This window comes from Noviherbaspirillum sp. L7-7A, assembly GCF_019052805.1.
In the GTDB taxonomy this organism is placed as follows: domain Bacteria; phylum Pseudomonadota; class Gammaproteobacteria; order Burkholderiales; family Burkholderiaceae_D; genus Noviherbaspirillum_A.
The window spans coordinates 2,132,780-2,156,370 of the sequence record NZ_JAHQRJ010000001.1; the positions used below are offsets into that span (position 1 = coordinate 2,132,780).

21 protein-coding genes and 1 other RNA gene are annotated in these 23,591 nt (G+C 65.1%); 10 read left to right on the forward strand and 12 right to left on the reverse strand.

The window, feature by feature from the left end:
• Nucleotides 1–2 precede the first annotated feature (2 nt).
• The 4 genes from KTQ42_RS09710 (at nt 3) to KTQ42_RS09725 (ending at nt 3,190) form a co-directional block, all read left to right on the forward strand.
• Complete coding sequence (locus KTQ42_RS09710; RefSeq protein ID WP_217345320.1) at nt 3–629, forward strand: glutaredoxin family protein; 627 nt, start codon at nt 3–5, stop codon at nt 627–629.
• Nucleotides 630–643: 14 nt separating this feature from the next.
• Complete coding sequence (locus KTQ42_RS09715) at nt 644–1,075, forward strand: DNA polymerase III subunit chi (RefSeq protein ID WP_217345321.1); 432 nt, start codon at nt 644–646, stop codon at nt 1,073–1,075.
• The gene (locus KTQ42_RS09720) at nt 1,072–1,725 is read left to right on the forward strand and encodes a hypothetical protein (protein WP_217345322.1); all 654 of its coding nucleotides are present in this window, start codon (nt 1,072–1,074) and stop codon (nt 1,723–1,725) included. The genes KTQ42_RS09715 and KTQ42_RS09720 overlap by 4 nt, the downstream gene beginning before the upstream one ends.
• Before the next feature lie 148 nt (nt 1,726–1,873).
• Nucleotides 1,874–3,190 (forward strand): D-amino acid dehydrogenase, encoded by a 1,317-nt coding sequence (locus tag KTQ42_RS09725; RefSeq protein WP_217345323.1) that lies wholly within the window; start codon nt 1,874–1,876, stop codon nt 3,188–3,190.
• A gap of 60 nt (nt 3,191–3,250) precedes the next feature.
• On the opposite strand, the gene KTQ42_RS09730 is transcribed toward KTQ42_RS09725, so the two are convergent.
• Complete coding sequence (locus KTQ42_RS09730) at nt 3,251–3,760, reverse strand: Lrp/AsnC family transcriptional regulator (protein WP_217345324.1); 510 nt, start codon at nt 3,758–3,760, stop codon at nt 3,251–3,253.
• Nucleotides 3,761–4,099: 339 nt separating this feature from the next.
• Between KTQ42_RS09730 and KTQ42_RS09735 the strand changes: the two genes are divergently transcribed.
• Nucleotides 4,100–5,242, forward strand: a complete 1,143-nt coding sequence (locus KTQ42_RS09735; protein WP_217345325.1) for a branched-chain amino acid ABC transporter substrate-binding protein — start codon at nt 4,100–4,102, stop codon at nt 5,240–5,242.
• A gap of 272 nt (nt 5,243–5,514) precedes the next feature.
• On the forward strand, nt 5,515–6,660 hold the full coding sequence (locus KTQ42_RS09740) for a branched-chain amino acid ABC transporter substrate-binding protein (protein ID WP_217345326.1): 1,146 nt from the start codon (nt 5,515–5,517) through the stop codon (nt 6,658–6,660).
• A 74-nt stretch (nt 6,661–6,734) separates the two neighbouring features.
• Here the strand turns inward: KTQ42_RS09740 and KTQ42_RS09745 are convergent, their stop codons facing one another.
• Nucleotides 6,735–7,043, reverse strand: a complete 309-nt coding sequence (locus KTQ42_RS09745) for a c-type cytochrome (RefSeq protein WP_194712247.1) — start codon at nt 7,041–7,043, stop codon at nt 6,735–6,737.
• Nucleotides 7,044–7,159: 116 nt separating this feature from the next.
• Here KTQ42_RS09745 and KTQ42_RS09750 point away from each other — a divergent pair, with 116 nt between their 5' ends.
• Nucleotides 7,160–7,381, forward strand: coding sequence for a TIGR04438 family Trp-rich protein (locus tag KTQ42_RS09750; protein WP_217345327.1), 222 nt, complete (start codon nt 7,160–7,162; stop codon nt 7,379–7,381).
• A 297-nt stretch (nt 7,382–7,678) separates the two neighbouring features.
• Here KTQ42_RS09750 and ilvD read toward each other — a convergent pair whose 3' ends face one another.
• Nucleotides 7,679–9,352, reverse strand: a complete 1,674-nt coding sequence (gene ilvD, locus KTQ42_RS09755; RefSeq protein ID WP_217345328.1) for a dihydroxy-acid dehydratase — start codon at nt 9,350–9,352, stop codon at nt 7,679–7,681.
• Between the two features lie 92 nt (nt 9,353–9,444).
• Between ilvD and KTQ42_RS09760 the strand changes: the two genes are divergently transcribed.
• Genes KTQ42_RS09760 through KTQ42_RS09770 form a run of 3 tightly spaced genes read left to right on the forward strand, consistent with a single transcriptional unit; the run spans nt 9,445 to nt 12,696 of the window.
• Nucleotides 9,445–10,347: a LysR substrate-binding domain-containing protein gene (locus KTQ42_RS09760; protein WP_217345329.1), complete on the forward strand. Its 903-nt coding sequence runs from the start codon at nt 9,445–9,447 to the stop codon at nt 10,345–10,347.
• A complete protein-coding gene (lgt, locus tag KTQ42_RS09765) occupies nt 10,341–11,156 on the forward strand; it encodes a prolipoprotein diacylglyceryl transferase (protein WP_217345330.1) in 816 nt (271 codons plus the stop codon). The genes KTQ42_RS09760 and lgt overlap by 7 nt, the downstream gene beginning before the upstream one ends.
• Nucleotides 11,157–11,175: 19 nt before the next feature.
• A complete protein-coding gene (locus tag KTQ42_RS09770; RefSeq protein WP_217345331.1) occupies nt 11,176–12,696 on the forward strand; it encodes a malonyl-CoA synthase in 1,521 nt (506 codons plus the stop codon).
• 16 nt (nt 12,697–12,712) lie between these two features.
• Here the strand turns inward: KTQ42_RS09770 and KTQ42_RS09775 are convergent, their stop codons facing one another.
• The 9 genes from KTQ42_RS09775 to KTQ42_RS09815 form a co-directional block, all read right to left on the reverse strand.
• Nucleotides 12,713–13,957, reverse strand: a complete 1,245-nt coding sequence (locus KTQ42_RS09775) for a glycoside hydrolase family 64 protein (RefSeq protein ID WP_217345332.1) — start codon at nt 13,955–13,957, stop codon at nt 12,713–12,715.
• A gap of 166 nt (nt 13,958–14,123) precedes the next feature.
• The gene (locus KTQ42_RS09780; protein ID WP_217345333.1) at nt 14,124–14,582 is read right to left on the reverse strand and encodes an EVE domain-containing protein; all 459 of its coding nucleotides are present in this window, start codon (nt 14,580–14,582) and stop codon (nt 14,124–14,126) included.
• 87 nt (nt 14,583–14,669) lie between these two features.
• Nucleotides 14,670–14,849: non-coding RNA, 6S RNA (gene ssrS / locus KTQ42_RS09785), on the reverse strand.
• Between the two features lie 58 nt (nt 14,850–14,907).
• Nucleotides 14,908–15,207, reverse strand: coding sequence for a cell division protein ZapA (locus tag KTQ42_RS09790; RefSeq protein ID WP_194712254.1), 300 nt, complete (start codon nt 15,205–15,207; stop codon nt 14,908–14,910).
• Entirely contained in the window at nt 15,204–15,449 is a 246-nt protein-coding gene (locus KTQ42_RS09795; protein WP_217345334.1) for a DUF904 domain-containing protein, read from the reverse strand. The genes KTQ42_RS09790 and KTQ42_RS09795 overlap by 4 nt, the downstream gene beginning before the upstream one ends.
• A gap of 55 nt (nt 15,450–15,504) precedes the next feature.
• A complete protein-coding gene (locus KTQ42_RS09800; protein ID WP_217345335.1) occupies nt 15,505–16,293 on the reverse strand; it encodes a polysaccharide deacetylase family protein in 789 nt (262 codons plus the stop codon).
• Complete coding sequence (locus KTQ42_RS09805) at nt 16,280–17,416, reverse strand: glycosyltransferase family 1 protein (protein ID WP_217345336.1); 1,137 nt, start codon at nt 17,414–17,416, stop codon at nt 16,280–16,282. Before KTQ42_RS09805 ends, KTQ42_RS09800 begins: the two co-directional genes overlap by 14 nt.
• 169 nt (nt 17,417–17,585) lie before the next feature.
• Nucleotides 17,586–20,861, reverse strand: a complete 3,276-nt coding sequence (locus KTQ42_RS09810) for a UvrD-helicase domain-containing protein (protein WP_217345337.1) — start codon at nt 20,859–20,861, stop codon at nt 17,586–17,588.
• The gene (locus KTQ42_RS09815; protein ID WP_217345338.1) at nt 20,861–23,575 is read right to left on the reverse strand and encodes a PD-(D/E)XK nuclease family protein; all 2,715 of its coding nucleotides are present in this window, start codon (nt 23,573–23,575) and stop codon (nt 20,861–20,863) included. Before KTQ42_RS09815 ends, KTQ42_RS09810 begins: the two co-directional genes overlap by 1 nt.
• Nucleotides 23,576–23,591 lie beyond the last annotated feature (16 nt).

Genomic DNA, 23,591 nt, shown 5'->3' on the forward strand with positions numbered 1-23,591 from the left:
CGATGACCAGAAACACCAAACTGCTGCCGATCGCCCTGCTGGCCTGCGCCACGCTGGCCCGGGCCGAACTGTACAAGTCGGTCGGTCCCGACGGACGCGTCACCTACAGCGACACGCCCACCGCCAGGGCCCAGCCGGTCGATACCCGCAAGGCGCCGGCGGCGTCGGTCAGCGGCACCGCGCTGCCCTATGAACTGGCGCTGGTGGTGAAGGCGCATCCGGTGACGCTGTACACCTCCGACAAGTGCCCGCCCTGCTTCACGGCGCGCAACCTGCTGGCCAGGCGCGGCGTTCCCTATACCGAGAAGACCGTCAGCAGCAATGAGGACATTGCCGCCCTGGCTGCCGTCGGCGGCGAAGCCCGCCTGCCCTTGCTGACCGTCGGCAAGGCAAGGGAACAGGGTTTCGAGGAAGGCGCCTGGAACAGGGCATTGTCGGCGGCAGGCTATCCGCAAACCAGCCAGCTGCCTGCAAGCTGGCGCAATCCGCCGCCCCAGGCCGCGGCGCCAACGCAGGCCGAACCGGCGGCGCCTGCGGCCCCGCCGGCCGCCCAGAACCGTGAGCCGGCCCGCCTCCCGGCCGAAGCGGCGCCGCCAGCCGGCAAGGCGCCACCGGGATTCCGGTTTTGAGCCAGGCAATCGCCATGACCCGTATCGACTTCCACAGCAATGTGCCGGACAAGGTGGCCTATGCCTGCCGGCTGGTGCGCAAGGCGCGGTCGCAGAACCTGCGTGTGGTGATGCTGGCCGCCGATGCCGACCAGCTGCGCCAGCTCGATGAAAGCCTCTGGACCTTTTCCGACCTCGACTTCCTGCCGCATGTAAGCGCCGACAGCCCGCTGGCCGGGCAGACGCCCATCCTTCTGATGGAAGCGGGCGCGGAGACGGACGACCTGCCGCATCATCAGATACTGGTGAACCTGTCGCAGCAGCCGCCGGCCCACTTCGCCCGCTTCGAGCGCATGTTCGAGATCGTTTCCTCGGAAGATGCCGACCGCCTGGCCGGCCGCGAACGCTATCGCCATTACCAGCAGCGCGGCTATCCCCTAACCCATTACGACGCCGATAAAGCATGAGCACACCCCCGCGCGACGCCGGCATCCCGATGCTGACCGAGGTGATCAACGATGCGGACATGGAACTGAGCGGCCCGCCTGAACTGGTCGAACCGCTTTCGGAGGCGGAGCAGCAGGCGGCAGGCATCCTCGATGCCGAAGAAGCGCAGGCAGCCGTGCCGCATGAGGCGCCGGCGCAGGAACCAGCACTGGCGCCGCCGGCTGCCGCACCCGCCACATCGCCCCAGCCCCAGGCTACGCCCGAACCGGCGTTTGCCCAGCCACAACCGCAATCCGCGCCTGCATATCCGATCCCGCTCAAGCCGGCCGCAGCGGCAGCGCCTGCAGCGCTTGCCCCGCGTGCTGTACCGGGACCCGCAGCGCCGCCCATCGCCGGGCCGGCGCGGGCGGAAACCCAGCCCTCATCCATGGATGACGAGGAATGGCAGCGCATGGAACGACGGGTGCGGGAACGCATTCTGGGGCAACTGCTGTCGCGCACCGATGCCATGCTGGAGGAACGCATCCGCGCCGGCCTGACGGGCGTGGTTGAACAGGCTGTAGAAGGTCTGGCGGCCAGCCTGCGGCTAAGCCTGCACAAGACGCTGGAAGACGTGGTGTCGCGGGCGGTGGCGCAGGAAATTACCCGTCTGCAATCTTCTAAAAAATAAAAAATTCTGGCGGATTTTTGTTTTTATAAACAAGATTTGCACTCCGAAGCAGGAATTCCGAAAATTTCGGCTTCGCTTTGTTCGCTCAAAAAAACTGGAATTTCTTACAATTCTGGTTATTGAATTGCATCGCATCGGGGAGAGCGAAATGAAGGTCATGGTTCTGGGTTCGGGCATTATCGGGACGGCATCCGCGTGGTTTCTGCGCCAGGCCGGTCATGACGTCACCGTGATCGAGCGCCAGCCCGGCGCCGCGCAGGAGACCAGCTTCGCCAACGGCTGCCAGATCTCGGTGTCGCACGCCGAACCCTGGGCCAATCCGGCCGCGCCGATGAAGGTGCTGAAATGGCTGGGCCGGGAAGATGCGCCGCTGCTGTTCCGGCTGCGCCCGGAATGGCTGCAATGGCGCTGGGGCCTGCAATTCCTGCGCGAATGCACGGCCGCCCGCACCGACCACAACATCCGCCAGATCGTCGCCCTCTGCGAATACAGCCGCCAGACGCTGCAGGCGGTGCGCGCCGAAACCGGCATCGACTACGACCACCTGACCCGCGGCATCCTGCATTTCTATACCGAGCAGCGCGACTTCGACGAGTCGCTGCGCGCCGCCAAGCTGATGCGCGACCTTGGCTGTCCGCGTCAGTCCATCGATGCCGACGAGGTCGTGCGCATCGAGCCCGCGCTGGCCGCCTCGCGCGAGCGCATCGTCGGCGGCGACTACACCGCCACCGATGAGTCGGGCGACGTCTACAAGTTCACCACGGGCTTGGCCGCCCGCGCCGAACAGGCTGGCGTGGCATTCCGCTTCAACACCACCGTGACCCGGCTGCTGACCGAAGGCGCCGGCGCTTCCGCACGCATCACCGGCGTGGAAGTGATCGACGAACACGGGGTGCACCGGACCCTGCGCGCAGATGCCTATGTGATGGCGATGGGCAGCTTCAGCGAGGCTCTGCTGAAGCCGCTGGGCATCGACCTGATGATCTATCCAGGCAAGGGCTACTCGGCAACCTACAAGGTGACCAACCCGGCCGCCGCGCCTTCGGTCTCGCTGACCGACGACGGCTACAAGCTGGTGGTGTCGCGACTGGGCGACCGGCTGCGGGTGGCCGGCACCTGCGAGCTCAACGGCTACACCCGCGAACTCAACACCACCCGCTGCGAAGCCATCACCCGCCGCACCCGCGAGCTGTTCGCGGATGCCTGCGACTACGACAACCCGGCTTACTGGACGGGCCTGCGCCCGCTGACGCCGTCCAACGTGCCGTATGTGGGCAAGAGCCGCTACGGCAACCTGTTCCTCAACACCGGCCACGGCACGCTGGGCTGGACCATGGGCTGCGGCTCGGGACGCGCCATCGCCGAGATCGTATCGGGCCGCCAGCCCGAGGTGGACTTTGCCTTCACCGGCATGGAACGCCCGCGTGGCGCCGCCTTCCCGGGCAAGCAGGTGGCAAGCGCCTGACGCATCGGGCATCGCCGCAGGCTGCACAGCAGGGGCGCCGATGTGGCGCCCCTGGCTTTTCTAGCGTTCCGCCCTGACCTGCACTTCGGCCGCCTTTTCATCGAATGCAATGCGGGTGACGAACTTGGCGCGCTTCATCGGGAAGCGCGACTGGAAATGCCGCACATTGCCCGAACCCGAAATGGCCCTGCGCACGAACTGGTAATACGCATCCATGTCCAGTACGTGCACCACCAGGAAGTAGTCGTAATCCCCCGACACGAAATAGCATTGCAGCACCTCGGCCTCGCGGTTCATGCGGGCCTCGAACTCCTTCATCTGCTCATCCGACTGGTTGTTCAGCGACACCTCAAGAAAGGCCATCATGCCGTAGCCGATCGCGAACGGGTCCACCAGCGCGACATCGGCGCTGATGATGCCGGCCTCGCGCAGATCGCGCACCCGGCGCAGGCAGGTCGGCTGCGATACATGCACCTTGTCGGCCAGTTCCCTGGTCGGTATCTGGTTGTCCTTCTGCAGAAGGTTGAGGATCTTGCGGTCGACCTTGTCTAGCGAGCGGGATATGGGCATGGCGATGTGTGTATGGACCGACGGATGCAGGCACTGCCGCGGTGAATGAAGGGAAGACGCCCGTGCAAGTCTACTGCCTGGGCGCCGGTTGCAGCAACCGTGCATGGCTGCAATCGTCACAGCCGGCATCCTTCCGCAGGCACATACTTTCAGCAACGGTTCCGGACGGGCGTCGTGGTCGAACAAGACGCGACGGCAGGTGACGAAACAGGGACATTGCCACAAGGCCGAACTTCACGCCAATGCCACAGCGATGCCAGCAGGCGATCGCTGGCCCGGCACCAGGCCAGAGCGTCGTGGCAAAGGTCGGCCACCTCAATCTCCAGGAGCAAATCCATCATGCAGTTCATGTCAAGAAAAGGTTTTGTCGCAACCGTCATCGCACTCCTCTGCGGCGCCGCGCTTGCGCAGGAAACCGTAGTCCGTCTGGGCCATGTGGCGCCGATGTCCGGCGAGCAGTCGCATTACGGCCGGGACAATGCCAACGGCGCCATCCTCGCTGTTGAGGATCTGAATGCAAAGGGCATCACCATAGGCGGCAAAAAGGTCAGGTTTGAATTGCTGAATGAAGACGATGCCGCCGATCCCAAGCAAGGCACGGCGGCGGCGTACAAGCTGGTCGATGCCAAGGTCAACGGCGTGATCGGCCATCTCAATTCCGGCACCACCATTCCCGCCTCGCGTATTTATCACGACGCACGCATTCCGCAGATCACGGCTACGGCCACCAATCCGAAATACACCCACCAGGGCTACGACACCACGTTCCGTCTTGTAGCGAACGACGGCCAACTCGGCGGCAAGCTGGGCAGGTATGCAATCGAGACTCTGAAGGCCAGAAACATCGCCGTCATCGACGACCGTACCGCCTACGGCCAGGGCGTGTCCAGCGAGTTCATCAAGGGCGCCAGGGCAGCCCTGCCTAGCGTCCAGATCAGCCAGGAGTACACCACCGACAAGGCCACCGACTTCACCGCCCTGCTCACCACCATCAAGGGCAAGCATCCGGACATCATTTTTTTTGGCGGCACCGACAACGTCGGCGGCCCCATGCTGCGCCAGATGAAGCAGTTGCGCATCAATGCCAAATTCATGGGCAGCGATGCCATCTGCACCACCGGGCTGCCTGAACTGGCGGGCGACGCGCTGATCGACAACCAGGTGATCTGCCTCGAGGCCGGCGTCAGCGAAACCAGTGCAAAGAGCATGGCGCAGTTCAACGGACGCTACAGGAAGCGATTCGATATGGACGTGCGCCAGTATGCACCTTATGTCTATGACGCGGTGATGACCATGGTGGCCGCCATGCAGAAGGCCGACTCGGCCGAGCCGGCGAAGTACCTGCCCGAACTGGCCGGGATCAGCTACGACGGCATTACCGGCCCGATCGCCTTTGATGCCAACGGCGATATCAGGGACCGAGCGCTGGTCCTGTTCACCTACAAGGGCGGCAGGAAGGAAAGGATCGCCGTTGTCAGGTAAAAGGTAATACAGACAAACAAAACGCCGGCCTGAAGCCGGCGTTGTCGCATCTGGCAACGCATTCGATTCGGGAATCATTCGTTTCACTGCGGCATGTTCAACAACCGACTGCAGCTTTTTGCAAAGCGCGCCAGGACCGGCAATTCGAGCTTTCAGAAAATCAGCAGAAAGCTGCATAATGACGCGGCACCAGGATACCGCCGGGGATACACGACACCCTGTCTCCGGCATTGCGGCAACCATTGAAGACTTCAATCCTCAGGAGGAAATCCATGCAGTTCATTCCAAAAATGCTTCCCGTCGCAGCCGCCGTCGCCCTGCTCTCCGGTTCCGCGCTTGCACAGGAAACCGTGATCCGTCTGGGCCATGTGGCGCCCATGTCGGGCGGACAGGCGCACTATGGCCGCGACAATGCCAACGGCGCCATCCTGGCTGTCGAAGACCTCAATGCCAAGGGCGTGACCATAGGCGGCAAGAAGGTCAAGTTTGAACTGGTCAATGAAGACGACGCCGCCGATCCCAAGCAGGGCACCGCGGTGGCGCAGAAGCTGGTCGACGCCAAGGTCAACGGCGTGATAGGCCACCTGAACTCGGGCACGACCATTCCCGCTTCCCGCATCTATCACGATGCAGGCATCCCGCAGATCTCGCCTTCGGCCACCAATCCGCAATACACCAAGCAGGGCTACAAGACCGCCTTTCGCGTGGTGGCCAATGACGGCCAGCTTGGCGGCACGCTGGGCAAGTATGCGATCGAGACCCTGAAGGCCAAGAACATTGCCGTCATCGACGACCGTACCGCCTACGGCCAGGGCGTGGCCAGCGAGTTCGTCAAGGGCGCCAAGGCCGCCCTGCCCGGCGTGCAGATCACCCAGCAGTACACCACCGACAAGGCCACCGACTTCAATGCCATCCTGACCGCCATCAAGGGCAAGAACCCGGACATCGTCTTCTTCGGCGGCATGGACAACGTTGGCGGCCCGATGCTGCGCCAGATGAAGCAGCTGGGCATCAATGCCAAGTTCATGGGCGGCGATGGCATCTGCACCACCGAACTGCCGAAGCTGGCCGGGGACGGCTTGAGCGACAGCCAAGTGGTCTGCGCCGAGGCCGGCGGCGTCACCGGCGCCAAGGAAAAGGACATGGCGCAATTCATCGAACGCTACAAGAAGCGCTTCAACATCGATGTGCAGCTGTATGCGCCGTATGTCTACGATGCGGTGATGACCATGGCGACCGCCATGCAGAAGGCCAATTCGGCCGAGCCGGCAAAGTACCTGCCTGAACTGGCCAAGGTCAGCTATGACGGCGTCACCGGCCCGATCACCTTCGACAGCAAGGGCGACATCAAGGAAGGCACTTTGACGCTGTTCACCTTCAAAGGCGGCAAGAAGGAAAAGATCGCCGTCGTCAAGTAAGGCCCATCGCGGCAATCCGATCCGCAAATGAAAAACGCCGGCTTCAAGCCGGCGTTTTTATCATTCCCTCAAGCTTACTTCTGCGCCAGAATCCACTTCACCAGGGTATGCGCCTCAGCTTCGGTCACCTGGGTGTTGGCCGGCATTGGAACCGGGCCCCAGACGCCGCCGCCGCCCTTCAGGACCTTCTGGACCAGCTTGTCCTCAGCATCCTTCTGGCCGGCATATTTGGCAGCCACATCCTTGAAGGCCGGACCCACCACCTTGTTGGCCACCGCATGGCAGGCCATGCAATTTTTCGCTTTCGCCAGGTCGGCATTTGCCATGGCGGCATTCGATGCCAGTGCGCTGGCGGCAAGGCCGATGAACAACAGAGCTTTCATTCGATTCTCCTGGGTATCCATATAGGTTATTGTTGCGGGGCTACATTATCACACGGCCCAAGCCCCCTTGTTGACCGTTACAGAGTTTAACAATAAGCTGCCGCAAAGGAGTTTCCATGCTGTTGATCATCCTCATCGCGGCCCTCAGTGTGCTGCGTTTCCTTGAAATCGGGCCTGTCGCCGAGCTGTCGTGGTGGTGGATCGGCGCCCTTTTCGTCGTCGCCTTCCTCTGGTTCGAATACATTGAAAAAATGTTCGGCCTCGACAAGCGCCGCGCCCATGACCAGTCCGACGAAACCAGGCGCAAGCGGGTCGACTCCACCTTCAGGAAAAAATGAACTTGGTCGGCATGGCGTGACGCAGTTTTCCGTGATGTGCGCGGCCTGTTGCAGTTGCGTCGGAAGGCTGCATCAATCGTAAAGGTGCGTGGCTCGTAGGGCGTAATACCCGAAGGGCATTACGCGCGTCGCAAACCCGAACGGCATAGCCACCCGCCTCCTCGATCGAAAAGCGGTGCAATGCCCCTGCGGGGTATTGCACCCTGCAAGCCGCGCACAAAAAACGCTTCCGGCGCCTGATCCCAGGCGCCGGAAGCGTTTTTGGTTGATGCCGGAAGCAAGCCCGGCAATACTGCATCAGCCCGTGATGGCGCCCTTGCTCGCCGGCGCGGCCAGCGCGGAGAACTTCGCCAGCACGCCACGGGTATAGCGCGGCGCAGGCTGCTTCCACTCCGCGCGGCGACGGGCGATTTCCTCTTCCGTCACATTGAGCTGAATCAGCAGCGCATGCGCATCGATGGTCACCGAATCGCCTTCCTTGACCAGGGCGATGGTGCCGCCCACGAAGGCTTCCGGCGCCACATGGCCAACCACCATGCCCCAGGTGCCGCCCGAGAAGCGGCCGTCGGTGATCAGGCCGACCGATTCGCCGAGGCCCTTGCCGATCAGCGCCGACGTAGGCGCCAGCATCTCCGGCATGCCCGGTCCGCCCTTCGGGCCGAGATAGCGCAGGATCAGCACATCGCCCGCCTGGATCTTGTCGCCCAGGATCGCATCCATGGCGGAAGGTTCATCATCGAATACCCGTGCCGGGCCGGTGATGACCGGATTCTTCAGGCCGGTGATCTTGGCCACGGCGCCTTCAATGGCCAGATTGCCTTTCAGGATGGCCAGATGGCCCTCGTCGTACAGCGCGCGGTCGATGGTGCGGATCACGTCCTGGTCGGCGCGCGGCACATCGGGCACGTCGGCCAGTTCCTCGGCCAGCGTGCGGCCGGTGATGGTGATGCAGTCGCCGTGCAGCAGGCCAGCCTTGAGCAGCACCTTCATGACCTGCGGAATGCCGCCGGCCTTGTGCAGGTCGGTCGCCACATATTTGCCGGACGGCTTCAGGTCGCAGATCACCGGCACCTTCTTGCGCATGCGCTCGAAGTCGTCCAGCGACCATTCGACGCCGGCCACGTCGGCGATGGCCAGGTAGTGCAGCACCGCGTTGGTCGAACCGCCGGTTGCCATGATCACGGCAACCGCATTCTCGATCGCCTTCTTGGTGACGATGTCGCGCGGCTTCAGGTCGCGCTTGACCGCCTCGACCAGCACCCGCGCCGACTCGGCGGCGGAGCCGACCTTTTCATCGTCCGGATTGGCCATGGTGGAGGAATACATCAGCGCCATGCCCAGCGCCTCGAACGAGGACGACATGGTGTTGGCGGTGTACATGCCGCCGCAGGAGCCGGACGACGGGCAGGCATTGCGCTCGATGCCGTCGAAGTCTTCCTGCGACATGCGGCCCGCGGTGAATTCGCCGACGGCTTCGAAGGCCGAGACGATGGTCAAGTCCTTGCCCTTCCAGTTGCCCGGCTTGATGGTGCCGCCATACACATAGATGCTGGGCACGTTGGTGCGCAGCATGCCTATCATGCCGCCCGGCATATTCTTGTCGCAGCCGCCGATGACCACGCAGCCATCCATCCACTGGCCATTGACCACGGTTTCAATGCAGTCGGCAATGACTTCGCGCGAAATCAGCGAATACTTCATGCCTTCGGTGCCCATGGACATGCCGTCGGAGATGGTCGGCGTGCCGAACACCTGGGGATTGGCGCCTGCGTCCTTGACCGCCTTGATGGCGATGTCGGCCAGCTTCTGCAGGCCGGAATTGCAGGGTGTGATGGTGGAGTGGCCATTCGCAATGCCGATCATGGGCTTGTCGAAGTCAGCCTTTTCATAGCCCATCGCGTAGTACATCGAACGGTTGGGGCTGCGGGCCACGCCCTGGGTAACGTTTTTTGAGCGGCGATTGAATGCCATAGTGCCTCCGGAAAGTGAGCCGCTACCTTGCCTTGCCTGCGGTGCGCTGTCAAATATATCATTCACCCTCGATCAATCTCTTTTGCATATCAATGAACCTGGAACTGCGCCAGTTGCGCCATTTCCTGGCGGTTGCCGAGGAAATGCATTTCGGCCGTGCGGCGCAACGCCTGCACATGACGCAGCCGCCGCTGTCGCAGAGCATCCAGGCGCTCGAAGCGCTGCTGGGTACGCCGCTGTTTGCCCGCACCAGCCGCAGCGTGACGCTGACCCCGGCCGGCGCGGCCCTGCTGCCGCATGTGCGCCAGTTGCTGCAGGATGTGCAGGCCCTGCCCGACCTTGCCCGCCGCGCCGCCGCCGGCGAATCCGGCCGCCTGTCCCTTGCCTTCGTCTCGACCGCCGACTACAGCGTGCTGCCGCCTTTCCTGCACCGCTTTCGCACCGCCTATCCGCAAGTGCAGATCGAGCTGCGCGAAGCCACCAGCGACCTGCAGCTCGATGCGCTGGAACAGGGCGCAATCGATGTGGGCCTGCTGATTCCCCCCCTCCCCGACCGGATGAAGGACATGCTGTCGTATCGCCCCGTTTTCTCCGAACCGCTGGTGCTGGCGGTGCCCCAGGAGATGGGCGCGCCCGATGGCGCCGGGCCGCTGACGCTGCGCGCCGTGGCCGACATGCCGCTGATCATTTTCCCGCGCCGCATTGCGCCTGCCTTTCACGACGCCATCCTCGATTGCTACCGCGAGGCCGGGCTGCCGCCGCGCATCGGCCAGGAAGCGATACAGATGCAAACCATCGTCGGCCTTGTTTCGGCCGGCATGGGCATCGCTCTTGTGCCACAATCTGTGTCCAATTTAAAACGGCCGGGCGTGGCCTACCGCCAGCTGGCGGGCAAGACGGCACTGATTGAAACCGGACTCGCCTGGCGCCGCGACAATGCGTCGCCGGTGCTGCACGCTTTTTTAGAACTGCTCGGAAAGACTCCCTTATGCTGATACACCCGATGCCCGACCCGGTCGCGATTGCGATCGGCCCGCTTGCGATCCGCTGGTATGGCCTGATGTACCTGCTGGCCTTTGCGCTGTTCATCGGGCTGGGCCGGCTGCGCATCAGGCAGCCGCACATTGCCGCCGTCGGATGGAAGCCCGAGCATCTGGACGACATGCTGTTCTACGGCGTGCTTGGCGTCGTGGTCGGCGGCCGGCTGGGCGAGGTGCTGTTCTACAACCCGGCCTACTACTTCAGCCATCCGCTGGAAATCTTCGCGGTCTGGAAAGGCGGCATGTCCTTTCACGGCGGCTTCCTGGGCGTGATGGTGGCAATGGCGGTCTGGGGCCGGCGTCATGGCCGGCGCCTGATGGACATCATGGACTTCATCGCGCCATTGGTGCCGCTGGGTTATGCGGCCGGCCGCATCGGCAACTTCATCAATGCCGAGCTGCCCGGCCGGGTTGCCGACGCGACGCTGCCCTGGGCCATGATCTGGCCCAATGTCGACCAGCTGCCGCGCCATCCGTCGCCGATCTATCAGGCGCTGGTCGACGGCGTATTGCTGTTCATCGTGCTATGGCTGTACGCGCGCAAGCCGCGGCCGCGGCTGGCGGTCTCGGGCGTGTTTGCGCTGGGCTACGGCTGCGCCCGCTTCTTCACCGAGTACTTCCGCACGCCTGACTACGAAGTGCATTTCGCCGGCTTCACGATTTCTGCCGGCCAGATGCTGTCGCTGCCCATGATCGTTCTGGGCCTGATCCTGCTTGTCATTGCCTATCGCCGCCAGGGCAGCACCGCGCCCTCGCCTGTCTGACTTTGTCCCCTACCTCCGCATGAACGCCAATCTTTACGACCTGTTCCAGTCACGCTTTCCCGAGAACCGCGCATCCTGCTGCATCGAAACCGGCTGCGGCCGGCAGTACAGCTGGGACGACATGGAGCGCGCCAGCGCCCGCATCGCCAACCTGCTGGCTAGCCTCGACCTGCCGGCCGATGCGCGGGTGGCGGTTCAGGTGGAAAAATCGCCGGAGGCGGTGATGCTGTATCTGGCGACGTTGCGCGCCGGCCTGATCTACCTGCCTCTGAATACCGCCTATCGGGCGTCCGAGATCGAGTACTTCCTGCAGGATGCCGCCCCATCGGTGGTGGTCTGCTCGCCCGGCAATCTCGACTGGGTGCAGCCCCTGGCACGCCAGGCCGGCACCATGCATGTATTTACCCTCGATGAATTGCGCGACGGCCGCAACAGCGGCAGCCTGCTCGACAGCGCGGCCGCCTGCGCAGACCGTTTCGACACCGTGCCACGCGATGCCGACCAGCTGGCAGCCATTCTCTATACCTCGGGCACGACAGGCCGCAGCAAGGGCGCGATGCTCAGCCACGGCAACCTGGCATCGAATGCACTGGTGCTGCGCGACTACTGGCGCTGGCAGGCCGATGACGTGCTGCTGCATGCGCTGCCGCTGTTCCATATTCATGGCCTGTTCGTCGCCTGCAATGGCGCGCTGGTCAATGGCAGCAAGATGATCTTCCTGCCGAAGTTTGACGGCGCCGAAGTCGTGCGCCAGCTGCCGCGCGCGACCGTGTTCATGGGCGTGCCGACCTACTACACCCGCCTGCTGGACGATGCCGCCTTCGACAGCGCGGCATCGTCCAACATCCGGCTGTTCATCTCCGGCTCGGCGCCGCTGCTGCCAGCGACCTTTGATGCATTCCGCGAGCGCACCGGCCACACGATCCTGGAACGCTACGGCATGAGCGAAACCGCGATGCTGAGTTCGAATCCCTATGACGGCAAGCGCATTCCCGGCTCGGTCGGCATGCCCTTGCCGGGCGTAGCGATACGCACGGTCGGCAAGGATGGCCAGGCCTGTGCAATCGACGAGATCGGCGACATGCAGGTGCGCGGTCCTAATGTGTTCAAGGGCTACTGGCGCATGCCGGAAAAGACCGCGGAAGAATTCACCGCCGACGGTTACTTCAGGACCGGCGACGTCGGCAAGTTCGATGCAAACGGCTATCTGTGGATCGTCGGGCGCAGCAAGGACCTGATTATTTCGGGCGGCTACAACGTCTATCCCAAGGAAGTCGAGGCCGTGATCGATGGGATGGATGGCGTGCTGGAATCAGCCGTGATCGGCGTGCCGCATGCGGACTTTGGCGAAGCGGTGGTGGCGGTCGTCGTGCCAGATCCCGCTTCCGGCGTCGTCCTCGATGAAGCCGGCATCATTGCCAGCCTCAAGCAGACGATTGCCAACTTCAAGGTGCCCAAGCAGGTGCATGTGATCGACGAGCTGCCGCGCAACACCATGGGCAAGGTGCAGAAGAATCTGCTGCGCAGCCGCTTTGCGTGACGGCTGCGCCAAGGCCTTACCAGCCTATCGTGATCGTCGCGGCGGTGGGCGACGCGGTGTGCAGCGACGGGCTGGCATCCCATACATCATCATAGGCAAAGCCGTAGCTGAGTGCCCTGATGCTGCGGTCATGCCAGAACTTTGAGTAGGCATTGGACGGCTTGTCGGCGGGGTAATAAGACGCCGCATCGCTCCACTTTTCCGGCGTTTCGGCGACATGGCGATTCAGGGCGGCGCACAGTTGCGCCTGGATCTGCAACTGCCTGTCTATCCTGACAGCATCGCCGTTGGTATCAGTGGCATCATCAAGAACGCCATTGCCCAGCAGGGCTTCCATGGTGCTTGGCTTGCGCTTGATCCGGTACATGTCCTTATTGGCGTCCTTGGCTTCCGTGAAACGGAACACGCCATCACTGCCGACGCGGCCGGTGAAGGTGCCCTGCTTGTTGGTGAACGTCAGGGCTTCTAGCCGGTACTTTTCCCACACCTCGTCGATGTAGCGATCCAGGTAGTGCGCATCCTTCTCGCCATCCCGGAAAGTGCCATGGGCAGGCGCGATGATGCGATACGGTGCATGCACCAGGCTGCGAAACTCGGCAGGCTCGATGCTGCTGAAGTCGGCAAAGATCTTGTCGCGTGACAGGCCTGCCACTTCCCCGACTTCCTGATCATAGCCATCCGCGCCCTGCAGCCGCAGCCGGATCGGAAAACCAAAGTGATCGACCCGGGTGGTATTGATGTAGATGCCATCCTTGGGCGGAATCGCCATTTCAACAAAGTCAAAGGTCACGTCCAGATTGGGATCGTCCTTGTTCTCGATATTGGCGCCCGCATAGGCCAGTTCGCCGTTGACATCCTTGTTCACCTGGATGTAGATCGGCGTGGGTCCAACGCTGAAAAGGATGCGTGCGGAATCGATCAGTGGCACCGTGACCGAATTTTTTTCAGCCAGCGTATGGAAGTAATTGGTGTACCGCTGGCCGTTCTTGGTCAGCGCGCCGTTGTCGTCGATGCGCATGTCCACCAGACTGCCGTTGGCGTCGACGTACACGAACGGATGCTTGCCATCCTTGTCCCATCGGCGTCCGACGATGGCCCAGTGGATCTGGTTGTCTGCAAACTGGCCATTGGTGCCGTTGACGAAGTTGAAGCGGACCTGCTGGTTCCATGGTGCTGTTGCCTGGGGCGCGGCGATGGCGGCCATCGTGGCGAGCATCGTGCAGAGAACGAATAACAGTCGCTTGAAAAACATTGATTCCATGATGGCTCCGGAGTGTGGCCGCCAACAAGGCATGCCAGTGTGGTCTGTTGCCCACGCGGCGCGGCATCATGTGCGCCAGGCAGACTCCAGATGAGTTCCGGAATGGATGGAAAGGATCCCGATAACCCGCACGAACGTTCGTCGGAATCGGGCTGCCTGCAAGCGGCTATCCCAGCAGGGTCAGGATGTGACGCCAGTCGGAAGCGGTGACAGGTGTAATGGAAAGGCGGCTTCCACGCCGCAGCATCATCAGTTCGGCCAGCGCGGGATCGCCCCGCATTTCGGCCAGCGGCAGCAGCCTCGTCTTGCACAGCACGCGCACATCCACCATTTGCCAGCGCGGCTCCTGCGGCGTGGCCTTCGGGTCGTAGTAATGGCTGGCGGGATCGAATTGCGTCGGATCGGGATAGGCGCTGCTTGCCACTTCGGCAATGCCAACGATGCCCGGTTGTGCGCAGCCGGAATGATAGAACAGCACGCCATCGCCCACCTTCATTGCATCGCGCATGAAGTTGCGGGCCTGGTAATTACGCACGCCAGTCCAGGGCACCACGCAGCCCGGCGCGGCAAGTGCGTCATCAATGCTGACCTCATCGGGTTCGGACTTCATCAACCAGTAGGACATCGTTGGCTGTTCCTGGGCGGCGTTGAAAAGGAAGCAAAAAAGAAGAACGAAAAAAACGGCTGCATTTTCATGCAGCCGTTTCCGGTATAAAGCCCCGCCTGTGCCGCTTTGCCGGCATCCCGAACCAAGAGGTTCAAGGTGGTCACAGTCAGTTCAACTTCGGGTTCATCGGACTAGCGACGCTCACACCCGTCAAACAATTTTCCGCAACCTATGCACATAAATGGTTCAAGGATTTTATGGCAATCGCGAACACGGCAGGAGTGGCTAAGTCTACGCGAATCGGGCTGCATGTCAAACCTTTTGGGCCGAAATCCGGAAGTGTTTATTTGGACGCAAGGGCCGCGTCCAGCACGGCATGCATGGCGCCCAGTTTCTGTTTCACTTCTGCCATGCTCTGGCCTGCAAGCGGCCCCTGCGGCGCGCGCGTGGCCAGCAATTCGGCTGCCATGCCGAGCGCGGCAATGACGGCGATCCGGTCGTTGCCCTTGATCCGGCCGGCGTCGCGTATGGCCGACATGCGTTGATCGAGGTAGCGCACCGCCTGCAGCAGCGCGCCCTCCTCGCCTTCCTTGCAGGTCAGGGCAAACGACTGGCCCATGATCATCACGTTTAACTGGCTCATGCGGCTTTCTCGCCCTCGGGCTGGTCGGACGCTTGCGGCTGCTCGGCCTCGGGCGCGGGCAACTGCTCTAGCACGGCGACGACGCGGTCGTGCGCTTCGTTCATGCGCGCGGCGAGAGCGGCGTTGCTGGCGTTGAGTGCGTCGATCTGCTGATGCAATGTGGCATTTTGCTGACGCAGCGACTGCACCAGTTGCACCAGCTGGTTGATCTTGTCGGAAAGTTGGTCGAATTCTGAAGTCATCCCGCAACTATAGTTGCGGCGCCAAAGCAACGTCAATAGATTCCGTCGCCGTGCGTCAGATGGCGATCTCGCCGACCGCAGGCCTGGCCACCCTGTCGAGCCAATAACACGCAAAGGCTGCCTTGGTTGCAGGGAGGCGGTATGCCAGCAGGCTTTCCAGCAAGCGCTGGAAATGGCGCACGGTGCGCGCGTCGAGCGCATCGCGCGGATGCAGCGACAGCCGCGCCAGCGGCGCGTTGCGCTGGCCTATGCCAGCCCACGAGACCGCCTGGCGCGACAGTGCCCTGCCCCAGGCATTGCGGCTGCTGTAGACGAGGCTGGGCGCCTCCACGGGGGCCGCGTCCTGCAGAAAATGAAAGTGCCGCCAGGTCGTGGCGTAGAGCAGGCCGGATGCGCGCAGCGCGCGCCAGCCGCCCTCGCCCAGCAGCCAGGCCGGCGGCACGAAGCCCTGCAGCGGCCAGCCGCGGCAGGCGAACCACTGCCGGCCCAGTGCCAGCCGGCGCGCCGCTTCCTGCTCCGTCAGCGCCGCGAATTCACCCTCGCCTTTGGTATAGATGTGGCGCGCATAACGCTGTCGCAAGCTGCGTGGCGGCGGGCCCTGGTCGAGATGCACATAGCCGTGCAGCGCCAGTTCGTCCCCCAGCGCCAGGCGGCACGCCAGCTCGCGGTCATACCATGGCAGGTCGCGGCTGTCGCCATGATAGGCGGGCACCACCAGGAGGGTCAGGGGGACGTTGGCCACCGCGCTGACCGCAGCCAGCAGGCGTTCGCACAGCTCCCAGGTCGCGGGCGCGACATCGTGGATGGACACGCACAGATGCCCCTGAAACTCAGCGGATGGCATAACCGTTTTCGAGCGCATGCCGCCCGCGCCGCTCATCCGCCAGCAGCCTGCTGTAATGCTGCACCAGCTGGGGCATGACGACATCCCAGTCATACTGCCGCAGCATGCGGTTGCGGCCGCACTGTCCCATGGCGCGCAGGTCGCGCCGCGCCAGGTCGGCAATGCCCTGTGTCAGCGCCTCGACGCTGCGCGGCGCAACCAGCATGCCGCAGTCGGCATCCACCAGTTCGGGCACGGCGCCGGCCGCCATTGCCAGCACCGGCACGCCGCAGGCCATGGCTTCGAGCAGCACCATGCCGAAGGTTTCCTGGTCGCCGGGATGCACCAGCATGTCGCAGGCGCCGATCAGGCTGGCCAGCACGCCCGGCTCGCTCTGAAAGGGAAACTGGATCACCCGCTCCATTGGCGCCAGGCGCGGCCCACTGCCGATGAGCAGCAGATGAAATGGCGCGCCGAGGCGGCGCATCGCTTCCAGCAGCAGCGGCAGGTGTTTCTCGCGGGTGAAGCGCCCGGCATAGACCAGAAGGCGCGCGTTGCCCGGCAGCCCCAGATGCTCGCGCAGCTTGGGCGCGGCGCGGCGCGGGTTGAACACTTCGGTGTCCACGCCCAGCGGCTGGCGCATCGCGCGCTGTATGCCCAGGTCGCGCAGACGCTCCACCATCACCATGCTGGGCGCGAGCACCAGGTCGAACTGGCGGTACAGGCGCGCGACATAGCGGGTGGCCAGCCGGCGCGCAGGCTGGCCGAAACGCTGGCCCACCAGCGAGGGCAGATCGGAATGATAGAAGCCCACCACCGGCACGCCGAGGTGGCGGCCGGCGTGCAGGCTGCTCCATGCGCACTGGTATGGGTCGCTGCATTCGATCAGGTCAGGATGCAGCCGTTCCACCACCCGACGCGCCTGGCGCATCGACAGGGGCAGCCGGTAGCCATGGCTGCCGGGCAGCGGAAAGCCTGCGATCGGCGTCACATTGGCCGCGCGCGGCGCGCGCGGCGACATCGGCGCGACGATCGTGTGCCGGATCGGCGTATGGCGCGCCAGCCAGCGCGCCTTCGCGCCCAGGTAGGTGCCGACCCCGCCCGTGATCGCGGGATAGAACATGGTGAGATCGAGCAAGTGCATGGCCAGGCCCGCGCGATGAAGGAAGTGCCCTTAAAGTAAGGGCAAACGCCGGCCTGTCGCTTGAGATCAGTCAACGCCGGGAAAGCCCTGTCCCGGGAGCCGCGCCGTAGCGGGACGGCGGCCACGCCGCGGGGAAACGGCCCGGTAGGGCAACACCGCCTTGTGCCGCTCAGGCGCCCAGCTCCCACAACTGCCCGTCGACCGTGATCAGCGCCGATCGCAGGCGCAGTGCGGGAAAGACCGCACCCAGCGCCGCCCGGTATTGCGCGAGTTGCTGCGCATACTTTTCGCGCTCGACGTCGAGGAAGGCGCGCTTGTAGTCGAGTATCCAGACCTCGTCGTCGAACAGCACCACCCGGTCCAGCCGCAGCAGGCGGCCGCCGACGATGACGTCCATTTCGTTGCGCCCTTCGCGGTGCATGGCGGGGTCGAAGAAGCGCTGCAAGGCGGGCTGCGACAGGATGGTTTCGGCATGCTTGCGCGCCACGCCGGCCAGCGCGGCGCTGCAGCCCAGCCAGCGCGCCACCATGTCCGCCGGCGGCAGGGCGAGCGGCCAGGCGCGGCATTCCGTCAGGCGTTCCAGCAGGCCGTGCAATGCCACGCCCTCGTCGATTGCGGCGCTGGAGAACTCGGCCGGCGCCTCGGCCGGCGGCATGCCCGGCATGGCGGCAGGCGCAAACAGGTCGAGGGAGAATTCCCGCTGGCCACCCAGCATGGCGGCAGCCCTGCCGCTGCCCGGCTCCATCAGCGGCGCCGCGCCAAGGCGCTGGTACCAGCTGCCGCCCACCACGCCATCCGCGCCGGCGCCGCGGCGGCCGGCCACGCCGCTGACGATCAGCAGGTCCTTGGCGCGGGTCGCCGCGACATACAGCAGATTCCAGTCTTCCTGCTCGCGAAAGCCCTGCTCCTCCTGGAAGAGATGGTCGCGCGCGGCGCCGCGCTCGTCGGCGCGGGCAAAGGCCGAAAAATGGCGCGGCGTGTCGGCATCCTGCGGCCAGTCGCACAGGATGCCCACGTCGTCGCGCGCCGGCTCGCTGTGATTGGCGTCGAGCATCACGACGATGCGCGCCTCCAGCCCCTTGGCGCTGTGGATGGTCATGATGCGCACCGCATCCACGGCGGCGTCGACGCTGGCCTCGTCGGGCGCCTCGTTGTCCAGCCCGTTCTGCAGCACCCGCAGCGCATCGATGAAACGCGGCAGGCTCGGATAGCGGCCCGCGTCCAGGTTCAGCGCCAGCGCGGTGAAGGCCTCGATATTGCCCAGCACCTTGCCGCGCGTCAGCGGCTGCGCCGCCTGCGCATAGCGCGCCACCAGCTCGCCCTCGTGCAGGATGCGGTCGAGCAGGTCATGCACCGGCAGCCGCGGCGCGATCTGCAGCCAGTGTGAGAGCAGGTGCGCCGCGCGCGCCAGCGCCGGGCTCGCGCCTTCCAGCGCCAGCGCCTGCAGCCGGCGCCACCAGTTGCCTTCCTCGCGCTGCGCCAGCGCGATCAGGTCATTGTCGTGGGCGCCGATGATGGGGCTCTTCAGCACATGGGCCAGGGCCCGGTTGTCGCCGGGCGTGATCAGGAAACCCAGCAACGCGATCAGGTCGGCCACTTCCAGCGATTGCAGCAGGCCGCCGCGCCGGTCGGACAGGAAGGGAATGCCGGCTTCGCGCAGGGCGCTTTCATAGGCCGCCAGGTTGGTGCGCTTCTTCACCAGCAGCATCACGTCCGACCAGCTGGTGCTGTCGATGGCCTGCATGCCTTCGATGATGGCGCGCGCCACCATGCGCCCTTCCTCCAGCCGGCGCGCATCCTCTTCCTCGGCGCGCGGCATGGTCAGCGGATCGCGCAGCGCCAGGCTTTCAGGCTGCGTGGCTGGCGCGGCGGCGGGCGCTTCCACCAGCGGCAGCCGCCATGCCATGCCGTCCCGTCCCGACAGGGTGGTCTGCGGCGCATAGATCGGATTGGTGCCCAGGCTTTCATTGAGCAGCGCGACGATGGCCTCGCCGTTGCGCCGCGTCTGGTTGGTGCGCAGCACATCGGCGCCATTGGCCGCCAGCAGCGCGGTGGCAGCCGCGAACACGCGCGGCTCGGCGCGGCGGAAGCGGTAGATCGACTGCTTGGGGTCGCCGACGATGAAGACGCTGGGCTGCGCCGCATCGCCGCCATAGGCCGCCAGCCAGGCCCGCACGATGCTCCATTGCAGCGGGTTGGTGTCCTGGAATTCATCCAGCAGGATATGGCTGTAACGGGCGTCGAGCCGGCTTTGCAGATAGGCCGCATGCTCCTCATTGTTCAGTAGCCTCCAGGCCTGCCATTCCAGGTCGGAGAAGTCCAGCACGCGGCGCTCGGCCTTCAGTGCCTGGTAACGCTCGAGGTAGGCGGCGCCAACGGTAAACAGCGCCCCGTTCATCGCCAGCACCAGCGCCTCGCAGCTGCGCCGCTGCAGCGTCCATAGCGCCGACGACAGCGCGCCCAGCACCGCTTCGAACAATGCCACGCCATGCTCGCCCAGATCATTCTGGATGGCGGCCAGCAGCTTGCCGCGCTTGTGGTCATTGCCCTTGGGCGCGCCCTTGTCATCGCAGAACTGGGCCAGCAGCTGTTCGAAGGCCGGAATCGACGGACCGCTGCTCATCGCTTCCTCGATCAGCATCGCGCGTTCCTGATTGCGCTTGGCGCCCTGGCCCAGCAGGGCGGCGATCTGCCAGATGCCCTGCTGCAGCGCTTCATCCTCCCACACCGACAGGCGGGCATCGGGCTGGTCGGCGCAGCACAGCTCGCGCAGCCATTGCAGCGGCCGGCCGGCCTGGTTGGCGGCCCACCATTCGGCGCGCTTGTCGACGAAGGCATCGAGCAGGCGCCTGGTGGTCCAGTCGCCGAGCTGCTCGTACAGCGCCAGCAGCGCCTGCCGCACCGGCGCGAGTTCCGGCTCGTCGAGCGACTGCATCAGGCCGTTGTAGGCCTCGGTCATCAGTTCGCCGCTGTTGTCGGCCAGCGCATAGCCATGCGGCACGCCAGAACTCAGCGGCGCCAGTTGCAGCAGCCGCGCGAACCAGCTGTGAAAGGTGTCGATCGACAGCGACTGCGGACTGGCCAGCACCCGCTCGTACAGGCTGCGCGCCAGCGGCATGGCCTGCGGCAGAGCCTGTTCCGGCACGCCGCGCTCAAGCAGCAGCGCCCGCACCGCGGCCTCGGGCAGCAGCGCCAGGTCGCGCAGAAGCAGCATCAGGCGCTCGCGCATTTCCTGTGCCGCCTTGCGGGTAAAGGTAATGGCCAGCAGGCCGGCCGGCTCGGCGCCGGCCAGCAGCAGCCGCAGCATGCGCGCAACCAGCAGCCAGGTCTTGCCGCTGCCGGCGCAGGCCTCCACCGCTACCGAGCGCGCCGGGTCGCAGGCGACGGCGACGAAGCGCGCGGCATCGACCGCATCGCCATTGATTTCATAGGCACGCGCCGCCATCACCATGCTCCCTTGCGGCACAGTCCGCGCACGTCGCAGTACTGGCAAATGGTTTCGACGCCGTTGGCAGGCAGCGGCGCGCCGCCGGCGATAGCCTGCATGCTGGCCACGATATGGGCCATCAGCGCTTCCTGCGACTCGGCATAGCGCGGCGCCTCGGCGTCGCCGGCACGGTCGCGGCTGGGCTCCAGCGCCACATAGCTGGCGCTGGCGATCGGCGCATCCGACAGCAGGCCATAGAAGGCCAGCTGGTGGTCCTCGCCCAGCTTCAGCTTTGCGCGCAGGCTGGCGGCGTCGCGGGTTTTATAGTCAAGCACGGCGCGCTCGCCATCGGCATTGCAGTCGATGCGGTCGACGCGGCCGTGCAGCGTGATGCTGCCGCCCGGCCAGCTCAGCGTGCGCTCGAAGCGCTGCTCGCCGAACAAGAATTGCCAGCCCTGCGCCTCGCGCTCGCCAGCCCAGGCCAGGTAGGCCGGCAGCGCCTTCTGCCAGCGCGCGTAGTAGGCGATGGCTGCGCTGTTGCGCGCCAGGACGTCGCCAAACACCTGCTCGGAGCAGGACCGCAGCAGGGCCTCGCGCTGCTCGGGCGGCACTGCGCCGGCCGCCACGGCGCTGTGATAGGCATGCAGCACCTGGTGCAGCCAGTCGCCATAGTCGCGCTTTTCCGGCATGTCGGAAAATTCGTCGAGGCCCGACAGGTTCAGCATGCGGCTGGCGAAGAACTGGTAAGGACAGGCGACGAAGGCGTTGTAGCCACTGGCCGACAGGCGCTGCGGCAGCAGTTGCGGCGCCGACGGCGTCGGCCGCGCCGGCGGCGCTGCGCGCAGTGTATGCGGCGGGCTTTCCACCAGGTGCTTGCGCAGCGGTGCGCAGCCGGCGCGCGCCAGGCACAGCTGCAGCCGCTCGATCCAGACGCTCACCGGATTGGGCTCGCCATCATGCTGCGCCTGCCAGGACAGCACCACGTCCGGATTGGCATGCAGCAGGCTGGCGAAGTCGCGCATCTGCTGGCGCTGCCGGCTCTCGCGGGTGGGAAGGCCCAGTTCGCGCCGCACGGCGCTGGCGAAGAACAGGGTTTCATTGTGGGCCGATGGCAGGTGCCGGGCATCGGCGCCCACCATCAGCACCGCATCGAAGCTGCGCAGGCGGGCGCCGGCCAGGGGCAGCATGAGCACCCGGTCATCCACCGCGGGCGCGAGGAAGTCGGTGGCTTCCATCTGCAGGCCGACCAGCGCGCGCCATTCGCCAAAGGAAAACGCCGGCGCCACCCGCGACGATTCCGAGGCCAGCTGGTCCAGCATCGCCACCACCTGTGCGCCGGCGGCATCGGCTTCCAGCGCGGCGCGCATGCCGAGGTCGCGCAGGATGGCGTCGGTGCAGGCAACCCATTCCGCCAGGCTCCTGCGGCCGGAAAAGCGTTGCGCCAGCTGCTGCCACTGCTGCACCAGCGCCAGCCCCTGCGGCACCGCGCGCAATGCGCCGCGCACGGCTTCCCAGCCGCCTGCGACATTGGCCGCGCGCAGCGCCAGCTCGATGTCCAGCACCAGGCCGGGCTTGTCGTCCAGGCCGGCCAGCATGAAGGGCGACTTCAGCAGGTCCAGCAGCGCGGCGGTTTCGGCACGGCCGGCCACCACGTCGAACCATGCCGCCAGCGACGCCGCGGCGCGGGTGGTGGAAAGCTTCCAGCCGGTTTCGTCGGTCACCAGCACATCGGCCCGTTCCAGCAATGCGCGGATGCGGCGCGCCACCACCCTGTCCTGGGCAATGATGGCGATGTGGCGGCGACCCTCTGCCAGCCAGGCAAGCACGGTGCGCGCGCCGCTGACGGCTTCCTGCTCCATGCTGGCGGCGGCCAGCAGCGCCGCGCCGGGCAGCGGCTGCGGAGCGGGCGCCTCCCCGCCGGCATCGCCGCCGTCATGCGCACCGGCGCCGGCTTCCACCATCTCGGGCCAGGCGGCGGCGCAGGCCGGCAGCACCGCGCCGGCGCGCCAGTCGGGCTGCAGGAGCAGCACCGGCTGCCGCTCGGCATAGGCATCGAGGAAGGCAAGCTCGTAGGCGTCCGGCTCGCAGGAAGCAATCCACACCAGCGGCTCCCTTGCCTGCCCGGCGATCTGCAGCATGCGCGCAAAGCGTTCGGCGCAGGCGTCGTTGCCGTCGAGCTGCGTCTTCCACAGCGTCCACACCATCTGCCCTTCGTCCGACAGCAGGGTGCGCGCCGACGGCGGCAGCTGCGCCAGCGCCGCATGCCAGAGATTGTCGGCGGCTTCCGCGCTGTGCCGCACCGAAGGCAGCAGGCTGCGGCTCAATTCGTCGAACAGGGTCAGGAGGGTTTCGGCCAGCGGCAGCAGGTCGGTGTTGCGGCGCGCGCTGAACAGCTTCTTGAGCCAGGCATGCTGGCGCAACTCGCCATACAGCGCCATCAGGCGCTCGCTGCCGCCACCGGGCGCCGGCCGCAATGGGTCCGGCGGCAGCAGGTCGACCCATGCCGACAGCGTGCCTATCCTTGGCGGAATGCAGGCGTCGCCAAGTTCCTGCGCCAGTGCCCGCTGCAGCAGCCGCGCATGGGCAAAGCCGGGCGCGAGCACCCTTAATCCGGACATATCCAGCGGACTGACCCTGTGCTGCAACACTGTTTGCGAATGCGCAATGAGCGCCCGGGCAACATGCGGCCAGAATGCGGCATCAGCGGGAATCGACAGGGTAGCCAGGGACATGGGATGGATAGCGGGG